Source organism: Cellulosilyticum sp. I15G10I2, from assembly GCF_900095725.1.
In the GTDB taxonomy this organism is placed as follows: domain Bacteria; phylum Bacillota; class Clostridia; order Lachnospirales; family Cellulosilyticaceae; genus FMMP01.
Genome location: NZ_FMMP01000015.1, coordinates 81,539 through 106,205, shown reverse-complemented (window position 1 = coordinate 106,205; position 24,667 = coordinate 81,539). Strand labels below are relative to the sequence as shown.

28 protein-coding genes are annotated in these 24,667 nt (G+C 35.9%); 11 read left to right on the top strand and 17 right to left on the bottom strand.

All coding sequences use genetic code 11. From position 1 onward, the window contains the following. The first annotated feature begins 15 nt into the window (after nt 1-15). Complete coding sequence (gene asd, locus BN3326_RS14670) at nt 16-1,107, top strand: aspartate-semialdehyde dehydrogenase (protein WP_070000000.1); 1,092 nt, start codon at nt 16-18, stop codon at nt 1,105-1,107. 100 nt (nt 1,108-1,207) lie between these two features. Here the strand turns inward: asd and BN3326_RS14665 are convergent, their stop codons facing one another. Continuing rightward, complete coding sequence (locus tag BN3326_RS14665; RefSeq protein WP_069999999.1) at nt 1,208-1,495, bottom strand: hypothetical protein; 288 nt, start codon at nt 1,493-1,495, stop codon at nt 1,208-1,210. 207 nt (nt 1,496-1,702) lie between these two features. On the opposite strand from BN3326_RS14665, the gene BN3326_RS14660 reads away from it, so the two are divergent. The 6 genes from BN3326_RS14660 (at nt 1,703) to BN3326_RS14640 (ending at nt 6,816) form a co-directional block, all read left to right on the top strand. Next, nucleotides 1,703-2,230: a DUF2318 domain-containing protein gene (locus BN3326_RS14660; protein WP_069999998.1), complete on the top strand. Its 528-nt coding sequence runs from the start codon at nt 1,703-1,705 to the stop codon at nt 2,228-2,230. 20 nt (nt 2,231-2,250) lie between these two features. After that, on the top strand, nt 2,251-2,373 hold the full coding sequence (locus BN3326_RS22555) for an LDCC motif putative metal-binding protein (protein WP_255363197.1): 123 nt from the start codon (nt 2,251-2,253) through the stop codon (nt 2,371-2,373). 5 nt (nt 2,374-2,378) lie between these two features. After that, nucleotides 2,379-3,077, top strand: coding sequence for a response regulator transcription factor (locus BN3326_RS14655; RefSeq protein WP_069999997.1), 699 nt, complete (start codon nt 2,379-2,381; stop codon nt 3,075-3,077). Nucleotides 3,078-3,108: 31 nt separating this feature from the next. After that, nucleotides 3,109-4,476: a sensor histidine kinase gene (locus tag BN3326_RS14650; protein ID WP_207646354.1), complete on the top strand. Its 1,368-nt coding sequence runs from the start codon at nt 3,109-3,111 to the stop codon at nt 4,474-4,476. Nucleotides 4,477-4,639: 163 nt separating this feature from the next. Further along, nucleotides 4,640-5,794 (top strand): aminotransferase class V-fold PLP-dependent enzyme, encoded by a 1,155-nt coding sequence (locus BN3326_RS14645; protein WP_069999995.1) that lies wholly within the window; start codon nt 4,640-4,642, stop codon nt 5,792-5,794. Further along, on the top strand, nt 5,794-6,816 hold the full coding sequence (locus BN3326_RS14640; RefSeq protein WP_207646353.1) for a ThiF family adenylyltransferase: 1,023 nt from the start codon (nt 5,794-5,796) through the stop codon (nt 6,814-6,816). The genes BN3326_RS14645 and BN3326_RS14640 overlap by 1 nt, the downstream gene beginning before the upstream one ends. Before the next feature lie 54 nt (nt 6,817-6,870). On the opposite strand, the gene BN3326_RS14635 is transcribed toward BN3326_RS14640, so the two are convergent. The 6 genes from BN3326_RS14635 to BN3326_RS14610 form a co-directional block, all read right to left on the bottom strand. Then, nucleotides 6,871-7,080: a DUF1858 domain-containing protein gene (locus BN3326_RS14635; RefSeq protein WP_069999994.1), complete on the bottom strand. Its 210-nt coding sequence runs from the start codon at nt 7,078-7,080 to the stop codon at nt 6,871-6,873. A 223-nt stretch (nt 7,081-7,303) separates the two neighbouring features. Continuing rightward, nucleotides 7,304-8,602 (bottom strand): ABC transporter permease, encoded by a 1,299-nt coding sequence (locus BN3326_RS14630; protein WP_069999993.1) that lies wholly within the window; start codon nt 8,600-8,602, stop codon nt 7,304-7,306. Between the two features lie 18 nt (nt 8,603-8,620). After that, entirely contained in the window at nt 8,621-9,325 is a 705-nt protein-coding gene (locus tag BN3326_RS14625; RefSeq protein WP_069999992.1) for an ABC transporter ATP-binding protein, read from the bottom strand. 39 nt (nt 9,326-9,364) lie between these two features. After that, on the bottom strand, nt 9,365-10,561 hold the full coding sequence (locus tag BN3326_RS14620) for an ABC transporter permease (RefSeq protein WP_069999991.1): 1,197 nt from the start codon (nt 10,559-10,561) through the stop codon (nt 9,365-9,367). A 34-nt stretch (nt 10,562-10,595) separates the two neighbouring features. After that, nucleotides 10,596-10,964 (bottom strand): hypothetical protein, encoded by a 369-nt coding sequence (locus BN3326_RS14615; protein ID WP_069999990.1) that lies wholly within the window; start codon nt 10,962-10,964, stop codon nt 10,596-10,598. A gap of 28 nt (nt 10,965-10,992) precedes the next feature. Further along, on the bottom strand, nt 10,993-11,574 hold the full coding sequence (locus tag BN3326_RS14610) for a Fe-S-containing protein (protein ID WP_069999989.1): 582 nt from the start codon (nt 11,572-11,574) through the stop codon (nt 10,993-10,995). Nucleotides 11,575-11,726: 152 nt separating this feature from the next. Between BN3326_RS14610 and BN3326_RS14605 the strand changes: the two genes are divergently transcribed. Next, nucleotides 11,727-12,728 carry a patatin-like phospholipase family protein gene (locus tag BN3326_RS14605; RefSeq protein ID WP_069999988.1) on the top strand — a complete coding sequence of 334 codons (1,002 nt, stop codon included), beginning with the start codon at nt 11,727-11,729 and terminating at the stop codon, nt 12,726-12,728. 99 nt (nt 12,729-12,827) lie between these two features. Then, the gene (locus tag BN3326_RS14600; RefSeq protein WP_069999987.1) at nt 12,828-13,877 is read left to right on the top strand and encodes an XdhC family protein; all 1,050 of its coding nucleotides are present in this window, start codon (nt 12,828-12,830) and stop codon (nt 13,875-13,877) included. A gap of 88 nt (nt 13,878-13,965) precedes the next feature. Here BN3326_RS14600 and BN3326_RS14595 read toward each other — a convergent pair whose 3' ends face one another. The 4 genes from BN3326_RS14595 to BN3326_RS14580 all read right to left on the bottom strand — a co-directional run bounded on the left by BN3326_RS14595 (nt 13,966) and on the right by BN3326_RS14580 (nt 15,909). Beyond that, nucleotides 13,966-14,328, bottom strand: coding sequence for a four-helix bundle copper-binding protein (locus tag BN3326_RS14595; RefSeq protein ID WP_069999986.1), 363 nt, complete (start codon nt 14,326-14,328; stop codon nt 13,966-13,968). 168 nt (nt 14,329-14,496) lie between these two features. Next, nucleotides 14,497-15,066 carry a hemerythrin domain-containing protein gene (locus BN3326_RS14590; RefSeq protein WP_069999985.1) on the bottom strand — a complete coding sequence of 190 codons (570 nt, stop codon included), beginning with the start codon at nt 15,064-15,066 and terminating at the stop codon, nt 14,497-14,499. A 4-nt stretch (nt 15,067-15,070) separates the two neighbouring features. Next, the gene (locus BN3326_RS14585; protein ID WP_069999984.1) at nt 15,071-15,697 is read right to left on the bottom strand and encodes a hypothetical protein; all 627 of its coding nucleotides are present in this window, start codon (nt 15,695-15,697) and stop codon (nt 15,071-15,073) included. Between the two features lie 17 nt (nt 15,698-15,714). After that, the gene (locus BN3326_RS14580; RefSeq protein WP_069999983.1) at nt 15,715-15,909 is read right to left on the bottom strand and encodes a DUF1858 domain-containing protein; all 195 of its coding nucleotides are present in this window, start codon (nt 15,907-15,909) and stop codon (nt 15,715-15,717) included. A 306-nt stretch (nt 15,910-16,215) separates the two neighbouring features. On the opposite strand from BN3326_RS14580, the gene BN3326_RS14575 reads away from it, so the two are divergent. Continuing rightward, the gene (locus BN3326_RS14575; protein WP_069999982.1) at nt 16,216-16,764 is read left to right on the top strand and encodes a glutathione peroxidase; all 549 of its coding nucleotides are present in this window, start codon (nt 16,216-16,218) and stop codon (nt 16,762-16,764) included. Between the two features lie 190 nt (nt 16,765-16,954). Here the strand turns inward: BN3326_RS14575 and proS are convergent, their stop codons facing one another. The 6 genes from proS to BN3326_RS14545 form a co-directional block, all read right to left on the bottom strand. Next, nucleotides 16,955-18,391 carry a proline--tRNA ligase gene (proS, locus tag BN3326_RS14570; protein WP_069999981.1) on the bottom strand — a complete coding sequence of 479 codons (1,437 nt, stop codon included), beginning with the start codon at nt 18,389-18,391 and terminating at the stop codon, nt 16,955-16,957. Nucleotides 18,392-18,858: 467 nt separating this feature from the next. After that, the gene (locus BN3326_RS14565; RefSeq protein ID WP_069999980.1) at nt 18,859-19,185 is read right to left on the bottom strand and encodes a cupin domain-containing protein; all 327 of its coding nucleotides are present in this window, start codon (nt 19,183-19,185) and stop codon (nt 18,859-18,861) included. A gap of 42 nt (nt 19,186-19,227) precedes the next feature. Continuing rightward, on the bottom strand, nt 19,228-20,532 hold the full coding sequence (locus BN3326_RS14560) for a TRAP transporter large permease (protein WP_069999979.1): 1,305 nt from the start codon (nt 20,530-20,532) through the stop codon (nt 19,228-19,230). Between the two features lie 60 nt (nt 20,533-20,592). Continuing rightward, entirely contained in the window at nt 20,593-21,069 is a 477-nt protein-coding gene (locus BN3326_RS14555) for a TRAP transporter small permease (RefSeq protein ID WP_069999978.1), read from the bottom strand. Nucleotides 21,070-21,116: 47 nt separating this feature from the next. Further along, on the bottom strand, nt 21,117-22,175 hold the full coding sequence (locus BN3326_RS14550) for a TRAP transporter substrate-binding protein (RefSeq protein WP_069999977.1): 1,059 nt from the start codon (nt 22,173-22,175) through the stop codon (nt 21,117-21,119). A 249-nt stretch (nt 22,176-22,424) separates the two neighbouring features. Continuing rightward, the gene (locus BN3326_RS14545) at nt 22,425-23,480 is read right to left on the bottom strand and encodes a substrate-binding domain-containing protein (RefSeq protein ID WP_069999976.1); all 1,056 of its coding nucleotides are present in this window, start codon (nt 23,478-23,480) and stop codon (nt 22,425-22,427) included. Nucleotides 23,481-23,870: 390 nt separating this feature from the next. Here BN3326_RS14545 and thiT point away from each other — a divergent pair, with 390 nt between their 5' ends. Continuing rightward, nucleotides 23,871-24,536 (top strand): energy-coupled thiamine transporter ThiT, encoded by a 666-nt coding sequence (thiT, locus tag BN3326_RS14540; RefSeq protein WP_069999975.1) that lies wholly within the window; start codon nt 23,871-23,873, stop codon nt 24,534-24,536. Nucleotides 24,537-24,667: the final 131 nt, after the last annotated feature.

Here is a 24,667-nt window from a genome sequence, read left to right as displayed (position 1 = left end):
GGGTAAGGTGATGAAATGAGCGATAAATTAAAAGTAGGTATTGTCGGCGGAACTGGCATGGTAGGTCAACGCTTTGTAACGTTGCTTGATGGCCATCCTTATTTTGAAGTAAAAGTTATTGCAGCTAGTAAAAACTCTGCTGGCAGAACTTATGAAGAAGCTGTAGCTAATAGATGGAAAATGAGTACCCCTATTCCAGAAGCGATCAAAACATTAGTTGTAAAAGATGCTGCGGATGTTGAAGAAGTAGCAGCTGGGGTAGACTTCGTTTTCTGTGCAGTTGATATGAAAAAAGAAGAAATAAAAGCACTTGAAGAAGCTTATGCAAAAGCTGATGTACCAGTTGTGTCTAATAACTCTGCACATAGATGGACGCCAGATGTACCTATGGTTATACCAGAAATCAATGATAGTCACTTAGAAGTTATTGCAGCTCAAAGAAAAAGACTTGGTACAACAAGAGGCTTTATTGCAGTTAAGCCTAACTGTTCTATTCAAAGCTATGTACCAATGCTTTCAGCTTTAATGGCATTTGAACCAACAACAGTAGTTGCTTCTACTTATCAAGCAATCTCTGGTGCGGGCAAAAACTTCACAGATTGGCCAGAAATGATTGATAATGTTATTCCTTACATTGGTGGAGAAGAAGAAAAAAGCGAACAAGAACCACTTAGAATATGGGGCGAAGTTCAAAATGGAGAAATTGTTAAAGCGCAAGCGCCACTCATTACAACACAATGTATTCGTGTTCCTGTAACAGATGGTCATTTAGCAACAGTTTTTGTTTCATTTAAAAACAAACCTTCTAAAGAACAAATTCTTGAAGCTTGGGCAAACTATAAAGGTAAACCACAAACACTAGAACTTCCAAGCGCGCCAAAACAATTTATTAAATACTTTGAAGAGGACAACAGACCTCAAACTCATTTAGACCGTGATATTGAAAATGGTATGGGTATTACTGTGGGTAGGTTAAGAGAAGATTCTCTTTACGACTATAAATTTGTAGGTCTTTCACACAATACCGTAAGAGGCGCTGCCGGAGGTGCTGTACTTATCGCAGAACTTCTTAAAGCAGAAGGCTATATTACAAGTAAAGAAGCTTAATTTCTCAGCATTAATAAAAACCGATATAAGGTGATATTTCCCTTATATCGGTTTTTATTTGCAAAATGATATCTTAGAGTTTTGCACCTATAAGTTATGTTCAGATAAACTGTACTATTATCATTTTAAAAATAACAAGAACAACTATTGTGAGACCTATAATAACTGAAAACCTTCCAACTTTTTTAGTGTCTTTCTTCTCTCCTTTTGAATCTAACTCCTGTGCCATACGCATTTGACTTATGCCGCTAACTAATTGTGTGCAGCCTAAAAATATCATTGCAATATCAATAGGGACATAATTTAATAAAGCCAATACGCCTAGACAAACAGTTGCAGCACCTAACACAATAACCATTATTGACCCTGCTTTTTTATTTATTTTCATATTAAACCTCTCTCTCAATGTATACTTCTTTAATTATATACAGTATGATTATAAACCTCAAATACTTATTCTAACTTACGTTATTAATAGTGTAACTTTATACTATTAAAGCTATGTATTGAAATAGATTTTGCATCGTATCCATGAAAAATCCATAAAGCTTTGATATGCTCATAGTATATCACTAAGTTAAAGGAGTGTTTTAAAATGAATAAAAATCAGCATAATAAAACTTCTAAAGGTAATGTTAATAATAAAATGCCCATTATAATCGGTTCTGTTTTAGTAATAGCCGTACTATTTGTATTCCTTAACACTCAAAATAAATCACAAGCTGCTTCCACAAGCAATAATCTTGAAGCAGTTAGTCGTGGAGATTTAACTATTATAAAATCTGATATTACAGAAGAAGCTAGCTTCTATCCATACCAATCTAACGATACTTACATGGAGATTATAGCCGTAAGAGCTTCTGATGGCAGCGTTCGAACAGCACTTAATACCTGCCAAGTCTGCTACAGATCAGGACGTGGGTACTATGAGCAGAAAGATGATGTACTGATCTGCAGAAATTGCGGCAATCGTTTTACAGTTGATCAGATTGAACTTATTAAAGGTGGCTGTAATCCTGTTCCAATAACAGAGGATCTCAAAACAGAAGATGAAGAAGAAATCCTCATTGCAGAAACTGCACTTACTCAATATGCACCAATGTTTGCAAATTGGAGAAAATAATAAAAACAGGAGGGTTAAATATGTTTGCTAAACTAAAAAGTATGTTAAAAAAATTTCTTGAAACAGTTGCAAAACAAAATGAAACACTTTATGGTAAAGATAGATTAGATTGCTGTAATCTAAATAAACCCAAAAAAAGGTGATTTTAATGAATAACCATTCTAAAAAAATACTTATCGTTGAAGACGAAGAAAAAATAGTTGAGTTTATAGAATCTTACCTGCTTAATAGTGGTTATGAAGTTTATAAAGCACTAAGAGGTTATGATGCGCTTAAACTATTTAACAGTCAAAATATTGATCTTATCTTGCTGGATTTGATGCTGCCCGATATTAGCGGCGAACAAATATGCAGGGAAATAAGAAAAACCTCTAAAGTTCCTATTATCATGTTAACCGCTAAATCTCAGGAAGTAAGTATTCTTAATGGGCTTGATATTGGAGCAGATGATTATATCACAAAGCCTTTTAGTCCCAGACAGATGATCGCTCGTGTTAAGGCACTTCTTCGAAGAACTTTTTCTGATGATCAAAACTCAGATATGCTGTCTTTTAATAACGAGGATTTAGTCATTAACGGTGCAGATTATACTGTTAAGAAAGCACACGCAGCAACCTATTTAACCCCCAGTGAATTTAAAATATTAATTACTTTAGCCAAACGTCCAAGTAAGGTTTTTACAAGAGAAGAACTTATTAGTGTTGCATTTGAGGGTGATTACCTAGGATATGACAGAACTATCGACTCTCATATTAAAAATCTTCGTTCTAAAATTGAAGATGATCCTAAAGAATGTAAGTATATCATAACTGTCCGTGGCATTGGCTACAAGTTTGGGAGTGATTAGATTGCGCTATTCATTACGCAGTAAGCTAACCGTGTCATACCTATTAGTTGTTGTTATCATTGTTGGGCTTATAAGTCTAGTTGCAAATACGTATATCAAAAAACAATTTCAAGACTATGTCATCAACCGGCAAGAGAAACAAACAAATGAGATTATTGGCTTAATCAAAGAGCAATACCAGACTGATCGTTTCTTTGATGCAACATATCTTGAGCGCATAGGTATGAATGCTTTAGAAAAAGGTATGATTATTGAAGTTTTTGATGCTGATAATAAGATTATTTGGTCTGCCTCTCATCATAATAATGGCTTATGTGAAGCAATGATATTCAGCATGCAAGAAAACATGTATAGTTACCGCTCCGACTGGAATGGCCAGTATGAGGAAAAAACTTATACTATTATGAGTAATAGTACAAAAATTGGAACGCTTACTACAGGATATCTTGGGCCCTATTTCTTTAATAATGAAGAACTTATATTTATCAAAACATTTAATAATCTATTTATGATTATCGGTATTATTTCCTTAGTTCTAGCATTTGGTCTTGGCATAATAATGTCTTTAAGAATAAGTGATCCGCTTAAGAAGATTGCCCATAAAGCGCTCTTATTATCTGAAGGAAAATATAAAGAGAAGTTAGATGATACTTCTAATACCAAAGAAATTGAAATGTTAATTAAAACAATTAATAAACTTTCCTCAGCGCTTGAAGGCAAGGAGAAGTTAAGAAAACAACTTACCCAAGATGTTGCTCACGAGCTTAGAACACCACTCACCTCTGTACAAGGTCATATGGAGGCCATGATTGATGGGATCTGGGAGATGGATACCAAAAGGCTTTCAAGCTGCTATGACGAGATAATCCGCATACAAAAACTTATTGGCAGTATTGAAAATCTATCAGGCATCGAAAACGACAATGTCCTACTTAATAAGCAAGAATTTGATATATCTGGGCTTATTTTAAGGCTCTTAGATAATTATGAGAAAGACCTTTTATCAAAAAACATTCATGTTTCATATCACCCCAAAAAAGTTTTAGTCTATGCTGATCAAGATAAAATGAGTCAAGTATTTAATAATCTTATTTCTAATGCTATTAAATACTCCAATGAAGGCGGAAAGATTGAAATTAATAGCGTAAGCCATCAAAAAACAGTTGAAATATATATTAAAGATACTGGTATAGGTATAAGCGAATCAGATCTACCGCTTATATTTGAACGCTTTTATCGTGTAGATAAGTCTAGAAATCATAAAACAGGCGGTATTGGAGTAGGTCTTACTATCACTAAGGCCATTATTGAAGCCCATGGCGGTACCATAACTGCTATCAGCCAAATAAACAAAGGCACTGTATTTAAAATAGCACTTCCTCAAAATGAGACACACTAATAATATTTTGGTCTAGCATTCTATCTACCGCTAGGCTTTTTTCTTGTCTAAAGTACTATAAAATCATATCTTTTATAGTATATTGACTTTCATTCATCTTATTTGTAAGATAAACATATAATTCCTATCTATTTAGTACGATAAGTCTAGGGAGGTTTTAATCATGATTTATTTAGATAATGCGGCAACCTCATTTAAAAAACCAGAGAGTGTTTATTTAGGGGTCGATCAAGCAATGAGACACTATAGTGGTAATCCTGGTCGTTCGGGTCATAAGCTGTCTCTAGCTGCAAGAGAGGCTATTGAAGAAACAAGAAGACTGATTCTAAAACTTATCTCTGCTAAAAAAACAGAAGAAATAATCTTTACCAAAAATGCCACAGAAAGTTTGAATTTAGCTATAAAAGGCGTTCTTCGTCCAGGCGATCATGTTATAACAAGTACCTTAGAGCATAATTCTGTTACCCGCCCACTCGAAGAACTAAAGTCTCACGGCATCCAGCTAACCAAAATTCCCTGCTCCGTCTCTTGCGGTGCTGATATTGAAGCTATCAAAAGCGCTATTAGGCCAAATACAAAGCTTATGGTATTTACTCATATTTCAAATGTCACAGGGACAATCAATCCGATCAAACAAATAGGTGAACTATGCCGCGAAAGAAATATTTTATTCTTGGTTGATGCTGCACAGTCTATAGGGGTTTATTCAATTAATGTACAGGAAATGTGTATTGATCTTCTTGCTTTTCCAGGACATAAAGGACTCCTCGGACCACAAGGCACCGGCGGACTCTATATGCGCAGTGGGATAGACGTTCTTCCCCTTATAGAAGGCGGTACAGGCATTCATTCTGAGTTACTTTTGCAGCCAAAAGAAAGCCCCTATTGTTATGAAAGCGGAACGCTAAATACAGCTGGTATCTATGGCTTAGGCAAAGGTATTCAATATATACTTGATAAAGGCGTAGAACGCATTCATTCAGAAGAGACATTCCTTGCCAACCGCCTACTAGAAGGACTAAGCCAAATAAATGAAGTTACACTATACGGCCCTGGTCCCTATGCACAGCGCAGCAGTGTTGTATCTATTACTATTGATGGAATAGATACTATGGACTGTGCCTTTATGTTAGATAATGTGTTTGATATAGCAGTTCGTGCAGGACTTCATTGTGCTCCAGATACACATACGCTTATAGGCACAGTAAATACGGGTGGAACACTCCGTATAAGTCCTAATCATTTTAATACCACTCAGGATATAGATGCCTGCATCCAGGCCATAAAAGCAATTGTCAAAGAGGGGAGATGGCAATAATGCACAACTTTAATAGGTATTCACGACAAATAGCATTTAGAGATATCGGACAGACAGGTCAAGAAAAATTATTATCTTCTACTATTGCCATTATAGGGATCGGTGCTTTGGGTACTGCACTTGCCAATCTTCTATGTCGTTCAGGTATAGGCCATATTAGACTCATTGACAGAGACTATGTAGAACTTTCTAATTTACAAAGACAGACTCTTTTTAACGAAGATGACGTAACAAATAATACCCCAAAGGCAATTGCAGCTGCAGAGCATCTTAAAAAAATCAATTCCTCTATAACGATCGAACCCATTGTAACTGATGTTAATGCCTGGAATATAGAGGAGCTTATTAAGGGATGCGACTTAGTTTTAGATGGCACTGATAATATGGGTATTCGCCTTATCATTAATGATGCCTGTGTAAAAAACCATATTCCTTGGATATATGGGGGTGCCATTACCACTACTGGTATGTCTATGAATATTTTGACCAGTGAAGATGCCCCTTGTTTCCTCTGCGCCTTTCCTGGAGCGGGTGCTCATGTTTCCCATGATACTTGCAGTACAGTAGGTGTGCTTGGCATGATTCCTAGTATTGTCGCTTCTTATCAGGCCGTAGAGGCACTAAAAATCCTTATTGGTTCAGAAGACATACGCCGCAGTTTACTCTATATGGATGTATGGAGTAACGATACAGGGCAGATTGATATTAAGAAAAACCTAGAATGCCCTGCCTGCGTTCATCGTGAATTTACCTTTCTTTCGCAGCCTCAAACGCCTTATACCACTACCTTATGCGGTCGAGATGCTATACAGGTTATTCCCTTTGGTAAGCGTAACATTAACTTTGAGAGTCTATCTAAAAAATTATCCCATGCAGGCAATGTAAAGTTTAACAAATTTATGCTTTCTTTTTCTGATAGTACTATAGAAATCAATCTTTTTTCAGATGGACGGGCAATCATCAAAAATGCCAAAGATGAAAATGCGGCGCGGTCCATCTATTCAGAGTATATAGGGTATTAACGCCATTTTTTAGAGCCAACCATTTCCCATGGTTGGCTCTAAGCATCTTCTGTCTTACCACCTTATTTCTGACTCAACATTTTCTTTCAAGGCTTCAATAAGCGCATCTACTGGCACGCCATGTTCGGCGCAGGCTTCTCCGATTTTTTCTAGCTGTATCTCTGTTTCATTGACATGGTTTAGCCCAAAACGATTAAGTACCTCAAGTGCATTTGGATAGTTTCTAATGACCTCACCAATTGTTATATCCTTTGAAATCTTCATACTACCTAACCTCCGTTTGTTATCATTCATTCGCTTTTTTAACCCTTCATTAGTTTTACCGTAATCTCTCGCATTATCCTCTTGATCGTTTAATTTAAGCAAAAATCTTCTTAGAACGCTGAAGTTTATCTTTAAGTGTAAAAAAGGATACAAAAAAGAGACTGTCTCAAATTAAACTTTAAAATTTGAATAACAGTCTCCTATTTTTAAGCTTTGAGTCATACTATATAAAACGAAGTGCTTCAACAGGGTCTAACTTGGCTGCTTGATAAGCCGGATAAAGGCTGGATATCAGACCAATTATAACAGATGTTCCTAGGGCAATAAGTAACAGGTCAAGTCTCCACGCTACTTGCATTTCGGCTCCTATAAATAAAGGGGATGCATAACGGGCTATAAACATACCCATAATAAAACCAATTACACCACCTATAAAGCTTATAATAGTTCCTTCCATAATAATCATTTGAGTGATATGCTTCCTTCTAAACCCTAGTGCACGGAAAATACCTATTTCACGGGTCCGTTCTCTTACAGAACTTAACATTGTAAGCCCTACTACAAACATGCCTACTAAAAGAACTAGTATAGATATGGCTGTACCAAAACGTACCAACCTTGTAAGCATTTCATCTTGTCTAAGGGTTTCTTGACGCAGACTCGTCACATTGGTATGAGGAAGTTCCTCTTTTATCTCAGTCAGCAAAGCTTCTTCTGATCCTAGAAAATAGTCAACCGCCATTTCAATAACAGTAATCTTATCTGGACGTTCTAATAAGCTTTGTGCTGCTGGAAGATTCATAAATAGCTGCTGATCTTGTATCGTACCACTTTCTAATAAAGTGGCATAAACCTCAAGCTCACTTCCAGCTATTGTTATTGTATCACCACTACTTACGCCTAGGCTTTTAGCTAACACAGAGCCTATTATAATCTCTTGATCTGAAAGATTAAGCTGTGTTATGTCTTCACGGGTTAAATCAATGGCTTCATAATCCATTTCTTTTTTCTCTGCATTATCTATGGCCTTATTTTCAAGTATTTCATTAGATGATGCCTCACCATCTAAGCGGTTCACCTCTGACATTGGTTCTGAAGTGTCTATACGCAGCCATGGTTTTACCGTAAATTCTTCTTGTAGGTTAGCTCCAACTACTGTAACCTTTTGTCCAGTTTCTAGCATCTCCATTCCAATTAGCTTAGGTGCTATAACTCTCACCATTTCCTTAGAAGGCAGACCATTAATTTTATCTAAATCTTCTGATGTTAACTCGTTAACATCATACATAATTTCTGGAAGCGTAATGCCTCCATAGGAAAAAGTTAACCCGCCCGAATCCGGCGTTATGACCACATTAACACCAAATTCAGTGACTTGTCTTGTCATTTCTGTTTTCATAGTCTCTACTACACCATAGACAGATACTATGGTCGCAATACCTATAATCAAACCCAAAAGAACAAAAAGCATTTTAGCCTTACGCCTTCTGAGGTTATTGAGCACAATATGATAAAGTTGCATGCTATCCCTCCATTATATTTATTTATGAGTATCCATTATTAAAGATTGATCCGGTAATAGCAGCCCATCCTTCATAGTAATAGTACGCCCCATGTAATGGGTATAATCAGGGTTATGTGTCACCATAAGAATGGTTAAGCCTTCTTCATTTAGCTTCTGAAAAAGCTCCATGATCTCATCTCCAGTCTTAGTATCAAGACTCCCTGTAGGCTCATCAGCGAGTATTAGAGGGGGTTCATTAACAATAGCCCTCGCGATAGCCACTCTTTCTTGCTCTCCTCCTGAGAGCTGATTTGGAAGCCTGTTCATCTTATTCCCTAAACCTACACGGGCAAGAACTTCTGCTGCCATATCACGTTTTTCTTTATTAGACTTTTTGGTCGTTGTTAATGGGAGCATAACATTTTCCCCCGCAGTCAGATAAGGAATAAGCTGAAACTGCTGAAAAACGAATCCAAGGTATTCACGCCTAAAATCCGCACGTTTCTCTTGTGTAAGCTTATAAATATCAATACCATCTATCTCTACAACCCCTGATGTAGGCGGTGTGAGGGCTCCTAATATAGAAAGCAGTGTGCTTTTACCAGAACCCGAATGCCCCATGACACTTACAGATTCACCTTTTTTGACATCTAAACTTACTGAGCGTATCGCCTGTACCGTATCTCCCATAGATTGATATGTTTTTGTTATCTCTTTAAGTGAAATCATTATTTCAGACATATTTTACCTCCATATTCGTAATACTTTCTCATAATAGGGCTATATAAAACGAAGTGCTTCAGCTGGATCCATGCGCGCAGCCTTTAGGGCTGGATAGGTACTTGCTAAGATTGCTACGCCTGCTGAGAGTAATATTGCAGGCAGAAGAAGCTCTGGACGCATCGGGATCTCTCCTTGAATTTGTGCCAGATAGGGCCCTGCATACTTAGCCAAAACACTTCCTAATATAAATCCAATGAAACCTCCAATAATGCTAATAATACCTGCTTCTAAAAATATAATTTGAACAATATGCATACGTCTAAAACCTATTGCTCTAAAAATCCCAATTTCTCTTGTTCTATCATTAATAGACGAGAGCATCGTAGTAAATACCATTAAAGCAGCAACTAGTAAAACGATGCCTGAAAGTGCATAACCAAAGGTAGAAAATTGCCCAATGGTTTCTTCTCTAAAAAGCGCTGCTTGTCTAAGTGGAATAACTCGGCCATTTGGCAAAGCCATTTCAAGACCAACTGCAATTTCCTCAATAGGACAATTGTTACAATATGCCGAGGTTTCAATCATAGACAATTCATTGGGTCTATTAAGTAAACTTTGAACAACGCCTAGGTTAGCATAAACCAGCCCATCCTCTTCACTGCCGAGTTCTTTTAGAATACCAAATACTTTAAAGGTTCTATCATTTACACTAATCTGATTACCTACTTGAGCATTAAGCACCCGCGCAGCAGAAGCACCCATAATAAGGCCATCCTCTGGTACATCTAGAAGTGCTAGATCACCTGGTGTATCACCCGGTGCAACACCATCTTGCATGTCTAAAGAAAACCATGGTTTTTGGGTAAATTCTTGTTTTGTCTCTATGCCTACAATCAGAGACTTTTGATCCCCTACCTGAGCTGCTCCTATAAGTTTAGGTGATACAATATTAATGTATTCACTTACAGAGGATGCATAAATCTTAGGTATATCATCTAATGTAAGAATCTGCACATCATAGGTTAAATCAGAAACCATGGCGCCATTATCCATCTCTATTCCTTCACTCCGTGGCAAAATCACGGCATTTGCGCCAAACTCATCTATTCTATCTCCGAGGTCTGTGTTCATAGCCTCTATAATACTTAGAAATGCAACAACGGTCGTAACGCCTATCACGAGACCTATCATTAAAAACAACATCTTCATTTTTCGCCGTTTCAGGTTGTTTAAAGCAATCTGAAAAATATTCATGAACTCACTCCTATCTATCCATACTAAGCCTTATTTATAGTTCAAACATTTGTCCACCAAAATATGCCAGTCTCATAACGAGCTCTCCATCTTTATAAATATGAACCTCACTATGACAACCAAAATTTTCTATTCTAGACTCAATATCTCCAGAGTCTGGATCATCCCCACTTTTTTCAAGATAATAATCTAAACCTGCCTGTGCAAGCGGCTCAAGCGTATTATTAGACTGACTATCTACAGGTTCTTCCGGGTAACTTTCCCAATCACTTTGGCTCGCTGCATTAAAACTATTATTAGGCGCAGATCCCTTGATGTTTCGTGATGGCAAAAACTTATTAACGACTATAACAGCCAATAAAACAATCAAACCACCTTGAATGTATTTAATATTTATCTTCACGACTAACCCTCCTTATTGTATTTAAAATCTAAGAACGAATTCTCCAATTTAATACTTCATCTAACTCAATACTGATCACATTATTTTCAACTATTGGGTTCATATTAACAGGTGGATATGCGCCGCATGCTTTTGCACCAGAGATAAACTCATGATCTTCGATGGTATAAGTCGTTCGGCATGTATCACAGATCAGTGTCTCACCACCCAGTGAAAACGTGCGTCCACGGCAAGGCTCACACATACTGCTTCCAACAAACAAACGTCCTGTTGGTGTAATATAAGCCATTAAAGGAACCAAAATCTGCTCATTGTTTTCTATCTCAAAAGAAACAATATTATTTTGATCCACTACATCCAGTGGGATCTTTATTTTGCCATCCTCAATATTGGGTTCGATTTTTGTCATGGCAATAACTTCTCCAACATAAGAGCGCTCTGCTGCCACAGGATCTCCGAAGTAATTGTTACTCTCTTTTTTACTAGGTCCAAACATAAAAAATAGAATGACAGCCACCAAGGTCACACCTAAAATACCCATTATTAAGGGCAATTTACTTTTTTGTGGTTGCGTGAACTGTTCTTTTTTATTAAGTATTTGTTTTGACATTGTTATACCTCCTAAGTCTTTATAACTTGATTATAGAGATGTTTTATGGAGGAACCATGGAGAAAATTATTTTCCTATCTCTATTTAAACTTTGTAGTAGGAAAAGCCTCTATAGGAATATATTAAAACCAAAAGGCAAAGGAGGGATTTCCTTGAAGCGTCAATTTAAAAACTTAGTATTTGAAGGCGGGGGTGTTTGGGGCATAGCTTATATTGGTATGTTGGATTATCTGTATCATCATGGTATTTTGGATAATATAACACGAGTAGCTGGTACTTCTGCTGGGGCTATATCGGCTTGTATCACAAGCTTTAATCTGCCCTTTAATGAAATGAAGACTATGGCTGATTCCCTAGACTATCAAAAGGTCCCTGGAAAAGGAGAACTTCTTGGACCTAAGATTATGCCAAGAGCCCTTAAGCGAAGCCTTAATAAACTTTTTGGAGATATCGATTGTGTTTATAGGCTTATTAAGCAATATGGATGGTATTCCTCAGATTACTTCTATAGGTGGGTCAAGCAGCAAATTGCTTCACAGTTTGATGCTGATAAAAAACTTCCACCTTATACATTCACAGATTTTAAGAATCCTTTTTTACATAAAGATAACCGCCATTTCCGTGACCTTTGTGTCATAGGAACAGATATATCAAACCATGTCACCCGTGTTTTTTGCTATGAAAACACGCCGCATATGGAGGTTGCTGAAGCTGTTAGAATCTCTATGTCAATCCCACTCTTCTTTGAAGCAATTGAAAGCCCCTCTATAGAAAGATCCTCTGATAGTCATTCTAACCTTTTCTCTGATGGAGGCGTTATGTACAGTTATCCAATCAATCTTTTTGACAAAGAAGATCCACCCGCTGTAACTTTAGGAGGGATGTTTAAAAGTGAGCTTCCTCCACAACCTATCAATAATCTTGTAGATTTTATCAGTAATGTTTTAGCCTGCAGCTCAAAAGTTCAAGAACAACTTTATCTTTCAAGTCCAGAAGATCTATCGCGAAGTATTCAGATAAATACTAAAGAAGTTTCTGCTGTTAATTTTAATATATTAACTGAGGATTTAACTTATAAATTCCTTTATTATCAGGGGTATAGTGCCGCACAGGAGTTCTTTGAGGGAACTATAGACCCAGATTTACCCCTATAAAAAATAAGAGGATCATACGCTTTAAGTATTACTCAAAAAGAAGTAGAATAGATGTAAATATACGTTATTTAAAAATATAAAGTTTGGTGGTAGATAGATATGTTTGAACCTATATATAAAACATTAATCACACAGATCGACGCTGGTAATGAGTGTTTATTACTTACAGACCTGCACTATAATAACACTAAAAGCGGAGTTATAGAAAACAAAATTCTTTTAACCAAAAAAATGCTAGATACACCCTCCCTAGCAATTGATAAAATGCTCTGCGATAAAGCGCGTCTTGCAATAGACACAGGCAAACTTCAGATCATTCCGCTTAAAGAAAACCACGCTATGCTTATTGAACCCTTTATACCAAATCCGCGCTTAATTATATTTGGCGGCGGACATATTGCGAAACCCCTGGTTGACTATGCAGCTCATGTAGGCTTTAATATTATAGTTGTAGATGATAGACTAGCATTTGCAAATACAACCCGTTTCCCAAATGCCAAGCAGGTTATTTGCGAGAGTTTTGAAGACTCCTTTAGTCAAATTGATTTTAGACCTTCTGATTTTATAGTCATTATAACCCGGGGGCATAGGTATGATGGTACTGTTCTGCGTGAAGTATTAAAGCATCATTTTCATTATGTTGGTATGATAGGATCTAAACGCAGAGTAAAAGGCATGATGGCCGAGTTACTGCACGAGGGCATCCCTCAAGATAAACTGGATGCCGTTCATTCTCCAATAGGCCTTGATATAGGCGCTATTACCCCAGATGAAATAGCTATTTCTATAGTAGCCGAGCTTATTAGCTTTAAAAATAAAAGTCTTGTTCTACCTGAGTTTGATAAAGAAACAGCTCAAAAAACATCTGAAGCATCAGATATCCCAAGAGCCCTTATAACCATCCTTTCCTCTAAAGGCTCTGTGCCTCGAAAAGCTGGTGCTAAAATGCTTGCCTACCTTGATGGCAGAAGCATTGGGAGTATAGGAGGAGGCTGCAGTGAATCAGAAATACTCACTAAGGCCAGAGCCGTTATGGGTAGTCAGAATTTTCTAATCGAACAAGTTGATATGACAAATGAAGTAGCCGAATCCGAAGGCATGGTATGTGGTGGCGTTATGCATGTTCTAATAGAAGGTTTTTGTGAATAAAGAAGCCGTGAATATTTAGCTATCTAAGCTTATAAATATTCACGGCTTCTTTATTCTTATTGTCAATCAAAGTCCTAATATATATCGGTTAAATAACTGAATACTGACTATGGGTCATGTTTTGACACGCCTGCGCACAGGTTAAACAGATATCCGCACATTTTTTGCAGTACTCATCTTTAAACATCGCACATTCTTCAGCACATTTATTGCAAATCTTTTCACATAACTCACATTGCTCTTTAGAAAAAAGTCCATTCATTGACATAATTGACACCGTCATCTGACAGACCATGGCACACTCAACCAATATACTTACACAGTCCTTTCTTGCATTAAGGTCAGGTTCACTTAAACATGCATTAAAACACTCATAGCATGTCTGTGCACATTTTGAACAAGCATCTATACATATTTGAAGCAAACCGGTCTTATCCATTACCATATCCATAAACATTCCTCCTAATAGTTCTCCCTATACATGTATTATTTCTTAGGAAATGTCTTTTATACCTGGCATTCATAGGTGATTCCTAAATAAATACTATAATTAGGTCCGCCTAATAACTTGACGGACCTAATCTATAAACTATAAGGCATTTAGAATGTATGCTCATTTTTATAAGAAGGTTAAACTAACATATTTATCCTCTAATGATTCTAATAATTTTATATACTTTTTTTGTACATTTTTCTTTTCCATTTCTTTTTCAAATGCATCGCATTCTTCATTAATTTTATCTAGAGTAACTTGTGGAAGTTCTCTTTCGGCAAAAGGATACACAAGGCTGTCTTCTTTATCAATATGTCTGTAAAGCAGATTTGCATACGCTACTGCATTGGCAATGACATCAATGAGTGCTTCATGATCTCCTTCTTTTACTTTAAGAAGTGCTTCTTCAAGGTCTTTCATGTGCAGTCTTCCCATATCATGTTCTACTAACATGCCATGCCTTACAAGCTTCTGGGCTGCTCCGCCCATTTCATCCATCATCCTATTAAAAAGCATTTTTTCTTCTTTGCCATGATGATGATCGTCTGCATAGTTCCTTACAAAGTCTATCATATCAGCAAAATCGTCGTAGTTTATGGGATTTCCTTGCAAGACTGAATAACTTGCCTTTCTAATGACGTTTAGCATTCTTTTAATATACTTATGTTCTTCTACCATAAGTGAAATACCATTCATATTTTTACCCCTTTCTAATAGACCTTAGTCCATCTGCACTACGTATAAAGGAATAACCTTGATCTATTGTCTTAACAAATCCTAAGATCCATGCATCTTGTAATAAATAGTAATGATTGATATCCCCACCTACAGCATCCCAGTACTCTTTATGAAGACATCTAGTAGTTTGCCACGTAAATTCTGCCTGCGTATCTGAAACTGTTTCATGTACTCTGTCACAAGGCATTCCTGCCAGCATAAAATCAAAAATAAGTGTAAACAAATCCTGCGGCTGATTAACTTCTGCTGGCACTACCTTTGCTGCCTTAATACCATTATTTTTATAGATCTCACTTATTTCTTCAATTTTAATATCGTATTTATTAATAAGTTCTGTAATAACAGCTGCTATACGATATTCTACACTTTGGATTCTTGACTGCAGCCAGCCATGAATATTGCCATGATCTATAACTTCTTCAAGTGGACTAAAATCCGGCTGGCCATATTTATTGTAAATATCTGCTTTGACTGCCTCAACGGGCACGTTTTTTGTTGCTGCAAACTTTATTATTTCTTCTAATAACTCTTCATGCCATAATACTTTATTATATAGCCAGTAATGTATTTTTCCTAAAAATGCGCTCATGTGGATTCTCCTTTCGACTATTGTACTGCTTTATTTAATGCTGCAAGAAGTTCATCTGGCTGCATACCATGTACCTGGCATGCTTCTTCTAGTGTTTCTGCCTGTGCAGAAGGACACCCTACACAGCCCATTCCAAAACTGCCAAGCACCTGTATTGTACTTGGATAATTTCTAACTACTTCACCAATTGTCATGTCTTTTGTAATTTTCATATTCTTAACCTCCGTTTATTTATTAGTTCTTATGCGTTTATTATAGCTATAGATTCTATAATTTTATGTACCCATAGGTACAAAAAATTATTAATAATCTTTTTGTCATTAGTTTTACCTTAATTTCTTTCATTATCCCCATAGTTTGTATTATATCTATCTAAAATTATACATAAACAATACCTATTATCATGAATACCTAAAATTAAAGATATGAAATCTATATTGACAAAATAAAAGGAATATGATAAATTAATTTTATAAAATATAATTTTGCACAATTAAAATTTGAAAGGAGCATTTTCTATGACTATTTATGATTTCTCAGCAAATTCTATCGGCGGTCAGCCTATTGATTTTGATAAATACAAAGGTAAAGTCATTATTATAGCAAATACTGCAAGCAAATGTGGCTTTACCCCACAATATGAAGATTTACAAAAACTCTATGAAGAATATAAAGACCAAGGTCTTGAAATATTAGGGTTTCCTTGTAATCAGTTTGAAGGCCAAGAACCAGGCGCCAACGAGGAAGTTCAAGCTTTTTGTTCACTTAACTATGGTGTTTCTTTTCAACTTTTTGAAAAGGTAGATGTTCGCGAAGAAAACGCCCATCCTTTATTTAAATATTTAACTCAAAATGCACCATTTAAAGGATTTGACTTAAATCATCCGATTGGTAAAATTCTTCAGAGCTTACTTCAAGAAAAACATCCTGAGTTCCTTATAGATGACTCTATTAAATGGAACTTCACAAAGTTTCTTATCGATCAGAATGGTAATATTGTAAAGAGATATGAGCCTACTACTTCCCCCTTAGATATGGAAGATGACATTAAAAAACTTCTTTCATAAAACAAAACCTCTTTTCCCCGCTAATTAGGGAAAAGAGGTTTTGTTTAGTTTATTAATTTCTTTATTCTTAAATACGCTCTGTATTATAATATTATCCTAAAAAGTAAATTTATCGTTATCTGCAAGCATAAATCCCCATGGTCTTACTTTAGGCTTATTTTCAACTATCGTCGCCAGTGCGCCCACTCATTTAATAAGCTTTGCCCCAGTATACCATTGTTTTTGCGGGTTTGCCACAGCAAATACAAGTATCTGCAATCTGCTCTTGTTCAAATGGCATACAGCGAGAGGTTGCTCCTGTTTCTTCTTTAACTTTTAGCTCGCAAGCTTCATCACCACACCACATTGCTTTTACAAATCCAGGGGTTTCTTCTACTGTTTTTGCAAATGCTTCCATAGTTGCAGCTGTATAGGTGTGTGCTTCTCTATGTGCTCTTGCTTTTTCTAGCATTTCTTTTTGCATATTTTCAAGTAACTTTGCCACTTCTTCTTCGATATTATCTAATGATACGATAGTCTTTTCTCCTGTATCACGTCTTGCAAGTACTGCTTGGTTCGCTTCAATGTCTTTTGGTCCTATTTCTAAACGAACAGGTACACCTTTCATTTCGTGCTCACTAAATTTCCATCCTGGAGATTTATCACTATCATCTACCTTTACTCTTGCAAGTTTTGATAGCTTTTCTTTTAGCCCATAGGCCTTATCTAGTACGCCTTCTTTATGCTGTGCCACAGGAATAATCATGACCTGAACCGGTGCAACTGCTGGTGGTACAACAAGTCCGCTGTTATCTCCGTGAACCATGATCATAGCCCCGATCAAACGGGTTGTCATGCCCCATGAGGTTTGATGCACATATTGTAATTGATTGTTTTTATCGGTATATTGGATGCCAAATGCTTTTGCAAAGCCATCTCCAAAGTTGTGGCTTGTGCCTGACTGCAGTGCTTTACCATCATGCATCAGACTTTCGATCGTATAAGTTGCTTTTGCCCCTGCAAACTTTTCTTTTTCTGTTTTTTGTCCTTTTACAACTGGAATAGCCAGGACATTTTCGCAAAACTCCGCATACACATTAAGCATACGTACTGTTTCTTCTTCTGCTTCCTCTGCTGTTGCATGTGCAGTATGCCCTTCTTGCCATAAAAATTCTAAAGTACGTAGAAATGGACGAGTTGTTTTTTCCCATCTTACTACCGAACACCACTGGTTATAGAGCTTAGGAAGGTCTCTATGAGATTGTATTTCTTTTGCATAATGATCACAGAATAATGTTTCTGATGTAGGTCTTACGCAAAGTCTTTCTGTAAGCTTTTCAGAACCCCCATGAGTCACCCATGCCACTTCTGGTGCAAAGCCCTCTACGTGGTCTTTTTCTCTTTGCAGTAAGCTCTCTGGTATAAACATCGGCATATAGACGTTCACATGCCCCGTTTCTTTAAAACGGCGGTCAAGTTCACTTTGAATAAGTTCCCAGATGGCATAGCCATAAGGTTTAATAATCATACATCCTCTAACACTTGCATAGTCTACAAGTTCTGCTTTTTTTACAACGTCCGTATACCACTGCGCAAAGTCCTGATCCATATCAGTTATCTCTGATACAAACTTTTGTTTTCCTGCCATAATATCCTCCTTGTTATTTCCCAACTTTTATAGTTTATTTTTAAGTATTCATCTTTAAAATTAATAAAACCCCTATGTAAAAATACATAGGGGCCAAATAATCGGCGGTACCACCCTGATTAATAAAGTAAGTTCTCTTATAGTTTACTCTATTCGCTTAGGTCTCTATAACGGGAGAACCCGCTGCGCTTATGAGTTTACGCAGTGCTCAGAGACTTGGACAATAAAGTTTGATTTTTAGAAGCCTTGCAGCCGGTGAGCTTCCTCTCTTTTAATCTTAAACCATTTACACTATTGATTTCTCTTCATTGCTTATAGCATTATTTTATTAATCTTATTATAGAATAATCAAATACTAACCTATTGTCAAGCTACCTAAGACAATAACAGCTATGAAAAATATAATTTATTTTTCATAGCTGTCTTTTATATCAAAACATATTTCTTTGGAAAATATATAATCAATGTTATTGTATAAAATCTTCTCGCATAGGCGTAAAAATATCTATCATTAATGAATCATTTTCTAAACATACAAGCCCATGAGGTACATCCTTGGTGGCATAAAAACAGTCCCCAGTTTTTAATACTTGTTTTTTGCCGTCCATATAGGCTTCAAAGCTCCCCTTAATAATATAGCCGCATTGACAGTGAGGATGTGTATGCACATCTCCAACCATCCCCTTTTGCCATTTAAGCTCAACTACCATAAGTTCATCTATATAACCCTTTATTTTACGTATAACGCCATTTTCTAAAGTTGTTGATGTCATTTCTTTATCTAAAACAAACATTTTCTAGTCCTTTCAATAAAGCACATACTATAGCTTTCAAAATTATATTAAGCCAAACCATGCTGGTATTGTCAAAGTAAGTGCTGGTATATAGGTTACTAATAGTAGTACTAAAATAGTTACTGCAAAGAAGGGTATTAACTTCCCTACAACCGTTTCTATATTAGTATTTGCAACCCTACAACCTGTAAACAATACAGTTCCAACTGGTGGTGTGATAGCACCAATACAAAGGTTAAATGTCATCATAAGACCAAAGTGTATTGGACTCATTCCAAAACTCTGTACTATCGGTAAGAAAATTGGTGTAAATATAAGTATTGCCGGTGTTGGATCCATGAAAGTACCAAGTATGAGTAGAAATACATTCATAATCATTAGAATAAGGTACTTATTCGTTGTAATCCCCAATAAAGCATCTGCAATAATCGTTGGAATTCCTGTATAGGCCATAACATAGGACATAATCGTAGAAATACCAATCATAAAAATAATAATAGATGTCATATTCGCAGCTTCTAATAAAATTCTTGGAACATCCTTTAGTTTTATACTTTTATAAATCATAGATAAAACGGCTGCATAGACAACTGCAATTGCTGATCCTTCAGTAGGTGTAAATACACCATTTAGAATACCGCCTATAACGATAAAAATTAAAAGCAAACTTGGTATAGCATCTAAAAAGACCTTTAATCCCTGCTTAAATGGAATTTTAGTTTTTCCTTTATAGCCAAGCCTTGTTGCCATAATACCTGCAACTACCATATTTCCAAGCCCCCAAAGAATTCCTGGAATATAGCCTGCCATAAATAATGCACTAATAGAAACTGTTCCAGCAACGGTGGAATATACAATCAAGGTATTACTTGGTGGAATCATCATTCCCGTAGGGGCAGATGCCACGTTTACTGCCGCATAATAGCTCTTATCATACCCTTCCTCTTCTTCAAGGGGCCCCATGATACCACCTATAGCAGCCGCCGCCGCTGCCCCTGAACCAGATATAGCACCAAAAAGCATGTTAGCAACTATATTAGTCTGTGCCATTGAGCCTGGTAATCTTCCAGCTAAAAGCTGGGCACAGTTTACAAGTCTTCTGGCGATACCGCCATTGTTCATAATAATACCCGCTAGTATAAAAAACGGTATTGCAAGGAGTGAAAAAGAATTCGTTCCTGCAAACATTTTTTGGCTTGACATTAAGACAGCCTTTCCTACTGGTAAAATAGCAAGCATTGCCATGGTAGAAGCAAAGCCTATACTGATACTAATTGGCGTACCAATAATTAAAAGTATAGTAATTAATACAAGCATAATGAGTCCGCACACTAGTGCAGCGTCCATATCTTCAACTCCAATCGTAATAAAGTGTATGTATTTTTAGTTTATGTTCACAATAAGTAATTAAGCAGTTTTTGATCTTCTGATTAAATCTGTAATATTACAAATTGTATAAGCTGTGGTAAGCACACCACTAATAGGCAGTGCTAAATATATAATCCCCATCTTTATAGGAAGTGCTGAGTCCATTTGCGGCATGGCAAGCTTTACAGCTTGAATACCTCCACCAACTAATACAGCTAACACAAATACTAAAACAACAAGTTCACTTATTAAACTAAGGATCATTTGTAATTTAGGTGAGCATTTACTATGAACAAATCCAATATTCATATGTTCTCTTCTGCCAAATATGTAAGCTGCATTAATAACCACCAACCATACAAACATATATCTCGCTAGCTGCTCTGTAAATGTACTTGGATTATTAAAAACATATCTTGTAATAACCTGCCAGGTAACGAGCAAAACCATTATTCCCATTACAGCTATGCTAAGACTTACTGCTATTTTATTTAAGTTTTTTCTAATAGTCTGCACTACCTTTTACCCTCCTATAGCTTTAAAGCTTTTATAAGTCTTAATGCTTATTTTACAGCTTGAACAGCATCATAAACCTTTTTGATTTTTTCATTGGCATTCGTTAACTCTTCATGTAGTGGAAGAACTGCTTGTCTGAATGATTCTGTATCAACACCTGTTGTAATTGTAACTTTTTTATCAGCTAAAGTAGCCATTAACTTCTCAACATCTTCATCCCAAAGTTTTGCAACTTTTTCTACAGCAATTGCCGCTTCTTCATTGAAAATAGCTTTTTCTTCGTCTGTCAGGCTCTCAAAAGTATCATGATTAATAATTAACCAGTCTGGAACAATAAGATGCTTTGTTTCAGACCAATATGGTGCAACTTCGTAGTGTTTTGAATTTACGTAAGTAATCTCATTATTTTCTGCGCCGTCTACAACCCCTGATTGAATCGCTGTATAAAGTTCACCCATCGCCATCGGTGTTGCATTACCACCTAAATAAGTCATCATTTTTACGTATGTATCACTTTCCATCGTTCTAATCTTTAAGCTTTTCATATCAGCAGCACTTTTAATAGGTGCTTTTACCGTATACATGCTTCTTACGCCTGCTGGAAGGTAAGTTGCAATATTAAATCCATACTGCTCTGTATCTTTCTTAACTTCTTCCATAACTGGTGATTCTAACATAAATTTAATAGCATGATCAATATCATTGAAAACAAAAGGAATATCAAATGTTTTAAAATAGTCTGAAACACTGCCTGGATGTGTATTATTTACAATAGACATCTCAATAGTTCCTGCTTGAACTTGCTCTAGCGTTTCTCTTTGGTTGCCTAACGTTTCATTTGGGAAAAGTTTAATCTCATACTTTCCGCCTGTTCTTTCTTTAAAGCTATCACTGAATTCTTGCATCACTCTATATTGAGGATGGGCTTCTGTTTGATTAAATGCCATTCTCCATGTCTGTGTTTTCACATTTTCAGGCTTTGCGGCTTCTGGTGCTGCTGCTTCAGTTTTTGCCACAGTTGCAGGTGCTGATGTTGATGACCCACATGCTGTAAAAGATCCCACAGTAACCACTGCCATTAATAATGCCCATAACTTTCTTTTCATTTTATTACCCCCTGGATATATTATTATACTTCTTCACGTTTTACTTAAACGTTTACGTAGTATTTATTTTATTATTTTAACATAAGTATCTAATTTGTCAATACAGATATATATTTTAATTATTTTTGCTACATATTTTACAATAAATAATAGTTTTATATCATTTTTAAAGTTTTATCCTTTATTTAAAAAACAGAAAACGTTAACTTTAATACACGTAAAAATAGTGCAACCAAACGCTGCACTATTTTATATACATATATCTAAATTGCTTTTCATTGTAATTAAAGAATTGATTAAAATCGTACTGCTATCAGGATACTCTCCTTTAACCACATAATCAAAAAGAACCTTCATAGCAATATATGCCTGCCTATTCGGTCTTTTGTGTATTATTGCATTAAGTATATTTTGTCTTAACAGTTCTATACTTTCTGGGAAACTATCATTTCCAACCAGCTTTAAACTATTTTGCATATTCAGGTCTATTGCTACCTTACACATTTGAACTGTATTCCTTGCACTGCATGAGTAGATTGCATAAATATCTTTTTCTCTAAGCAGTACTTCCTTAATGCTTAAATATACCTCTTCATCCTTTAGGTTGCTTACTTTAATAATTTCTATATTGGGTACATTGTCTCTCATATAGTTTTCAAAACCTTCTGCATTATAATACTGGTCCATCATTTCCATATCTCCAGTAAGCATAATCTTTTTGTTTTGACTCTTTTCTATAAAACTGGTGAGCAGCTCTGCCGCTAAGCTTCCAGCCATATGATCATAGGTTTTTACACAACATAACCTTTTATCTTTTAATAGATCTGCACCAATGAGTACCACTGGTATATTTTTATCATGGAATTTTTCAATAAAGTATTTTGATTGATTATGATTTACCCCTACTGTTAGTATCCCGTCTAATGCATCACCATGTTTTTCATAAACTTCTTTCAGCTTATTACCATTACTCCCAACTGAAAGGGGATAAGAAAACTCCAAAGTTTCGATATTAAATTCTGAAACTTCATCTAAAAATTTCCTTATACCTTGCCATAAACATAAATAGTAGTATCTATTTTCATTGGTAGGCTCTGGTATTATAATTGCAAATTTTACGGTCTTTCTTTTCAGAGATGCAGCTACATAATTTGTTCTGTATCCCATTTCGCCGGCAACTCTTTTAATTTCTTCTCTAATCTTCTCACTTACACCCTCTTTGTTATGCAGAGCTCTGTGTATAGTCGTCATACTAACATTCATAGCCTTAGATATATCCTTTAATGTTGCCTTATTAGTACTCATGCCTTCCACCAACTTTCGTCTAATGCGGATTAAACGTTAACGTTAATATTTTTATCATATAATATTTACCCTAAAACGTCAATCTATTGAGCTTATATTTCTATTTCTATTTCTAGTATTTGACATTAAATTAAAAATCGACTATAATTTTTCATAGTAACTTAATATTTTTTTGCTAGGGGAGCTTTAAGCTGAGAGTGCATAGTACGAACGTACATTAGTACAAACGTACATATATGCAGACCCTCATAACTTGTTTACAGATAATGCTGCTACAAGGAAGCGAATGTGCTATAATTATTTATTGCCTACACATTCGTATGGCATTTTTTTATTGCCATTTTTACGCCCCTAGTAAACCTAAACAAAATTGTGAAAGGGGTTTTTTTAATGCAAGGAATTTTTGGCAAATTATTAGAAGTCAGTCCCATAGTGTGGGCAATTATTGGCATCATCGTTATACTGTCTATTATTGGTCTTATTATCACATCAAAAAAAGATCAGAAAAGTCCTTCTGTTCTAACGACTAAAAAACTTGTTTATGGCGGAATGTGCATTGCTATTGCTTTTATATTATCTTATATAAGGCTCTATAAAATGCCGCAAGGAGGATCTATTACACTTGCTAGTATGTTCCCAATCATTTTGTATTCTATGGTATTTGGGCCTATTGCTGGTATTATAACTGGCGTTGCCTACGGACTTTTACAACTGATTCAAGATGCATGGGTTCTTAACTGGGCTCAGTTATTTTTAGATTATCCTTTAGCTTTTGGGTTTTTAGGAATTGCAGGCCTTGCTCCAAACTTCTTAACAAACTTAAAAATCCGTACCTATTTCGCTGTATCTATTGCAGTACTTGGCCGAGGTCTCATGCACTTTTTATCAGGCGCAGTTTTCTTTGCAGACTATGCACCAGAAGGGCAAAGTCCTATCCTATATTCTTTAGCTTATAACGCATCTTATATTATCCCTGAGCTTATTATTACTTTAATTTTATCTACTGTATTAATCACAACACCTATTTATATGACATTAAAAAAACATTCTATATAAATAATATATTTTTAGAGGTTGGCGTGAAACTTTTTCACGTCAACCTCTTTTTATTATATGTTCTCTTTGGACGCAAAATATGGTATAATTTGTATTAAATAGATATTTTTTATTAATAATATCTACTTGTT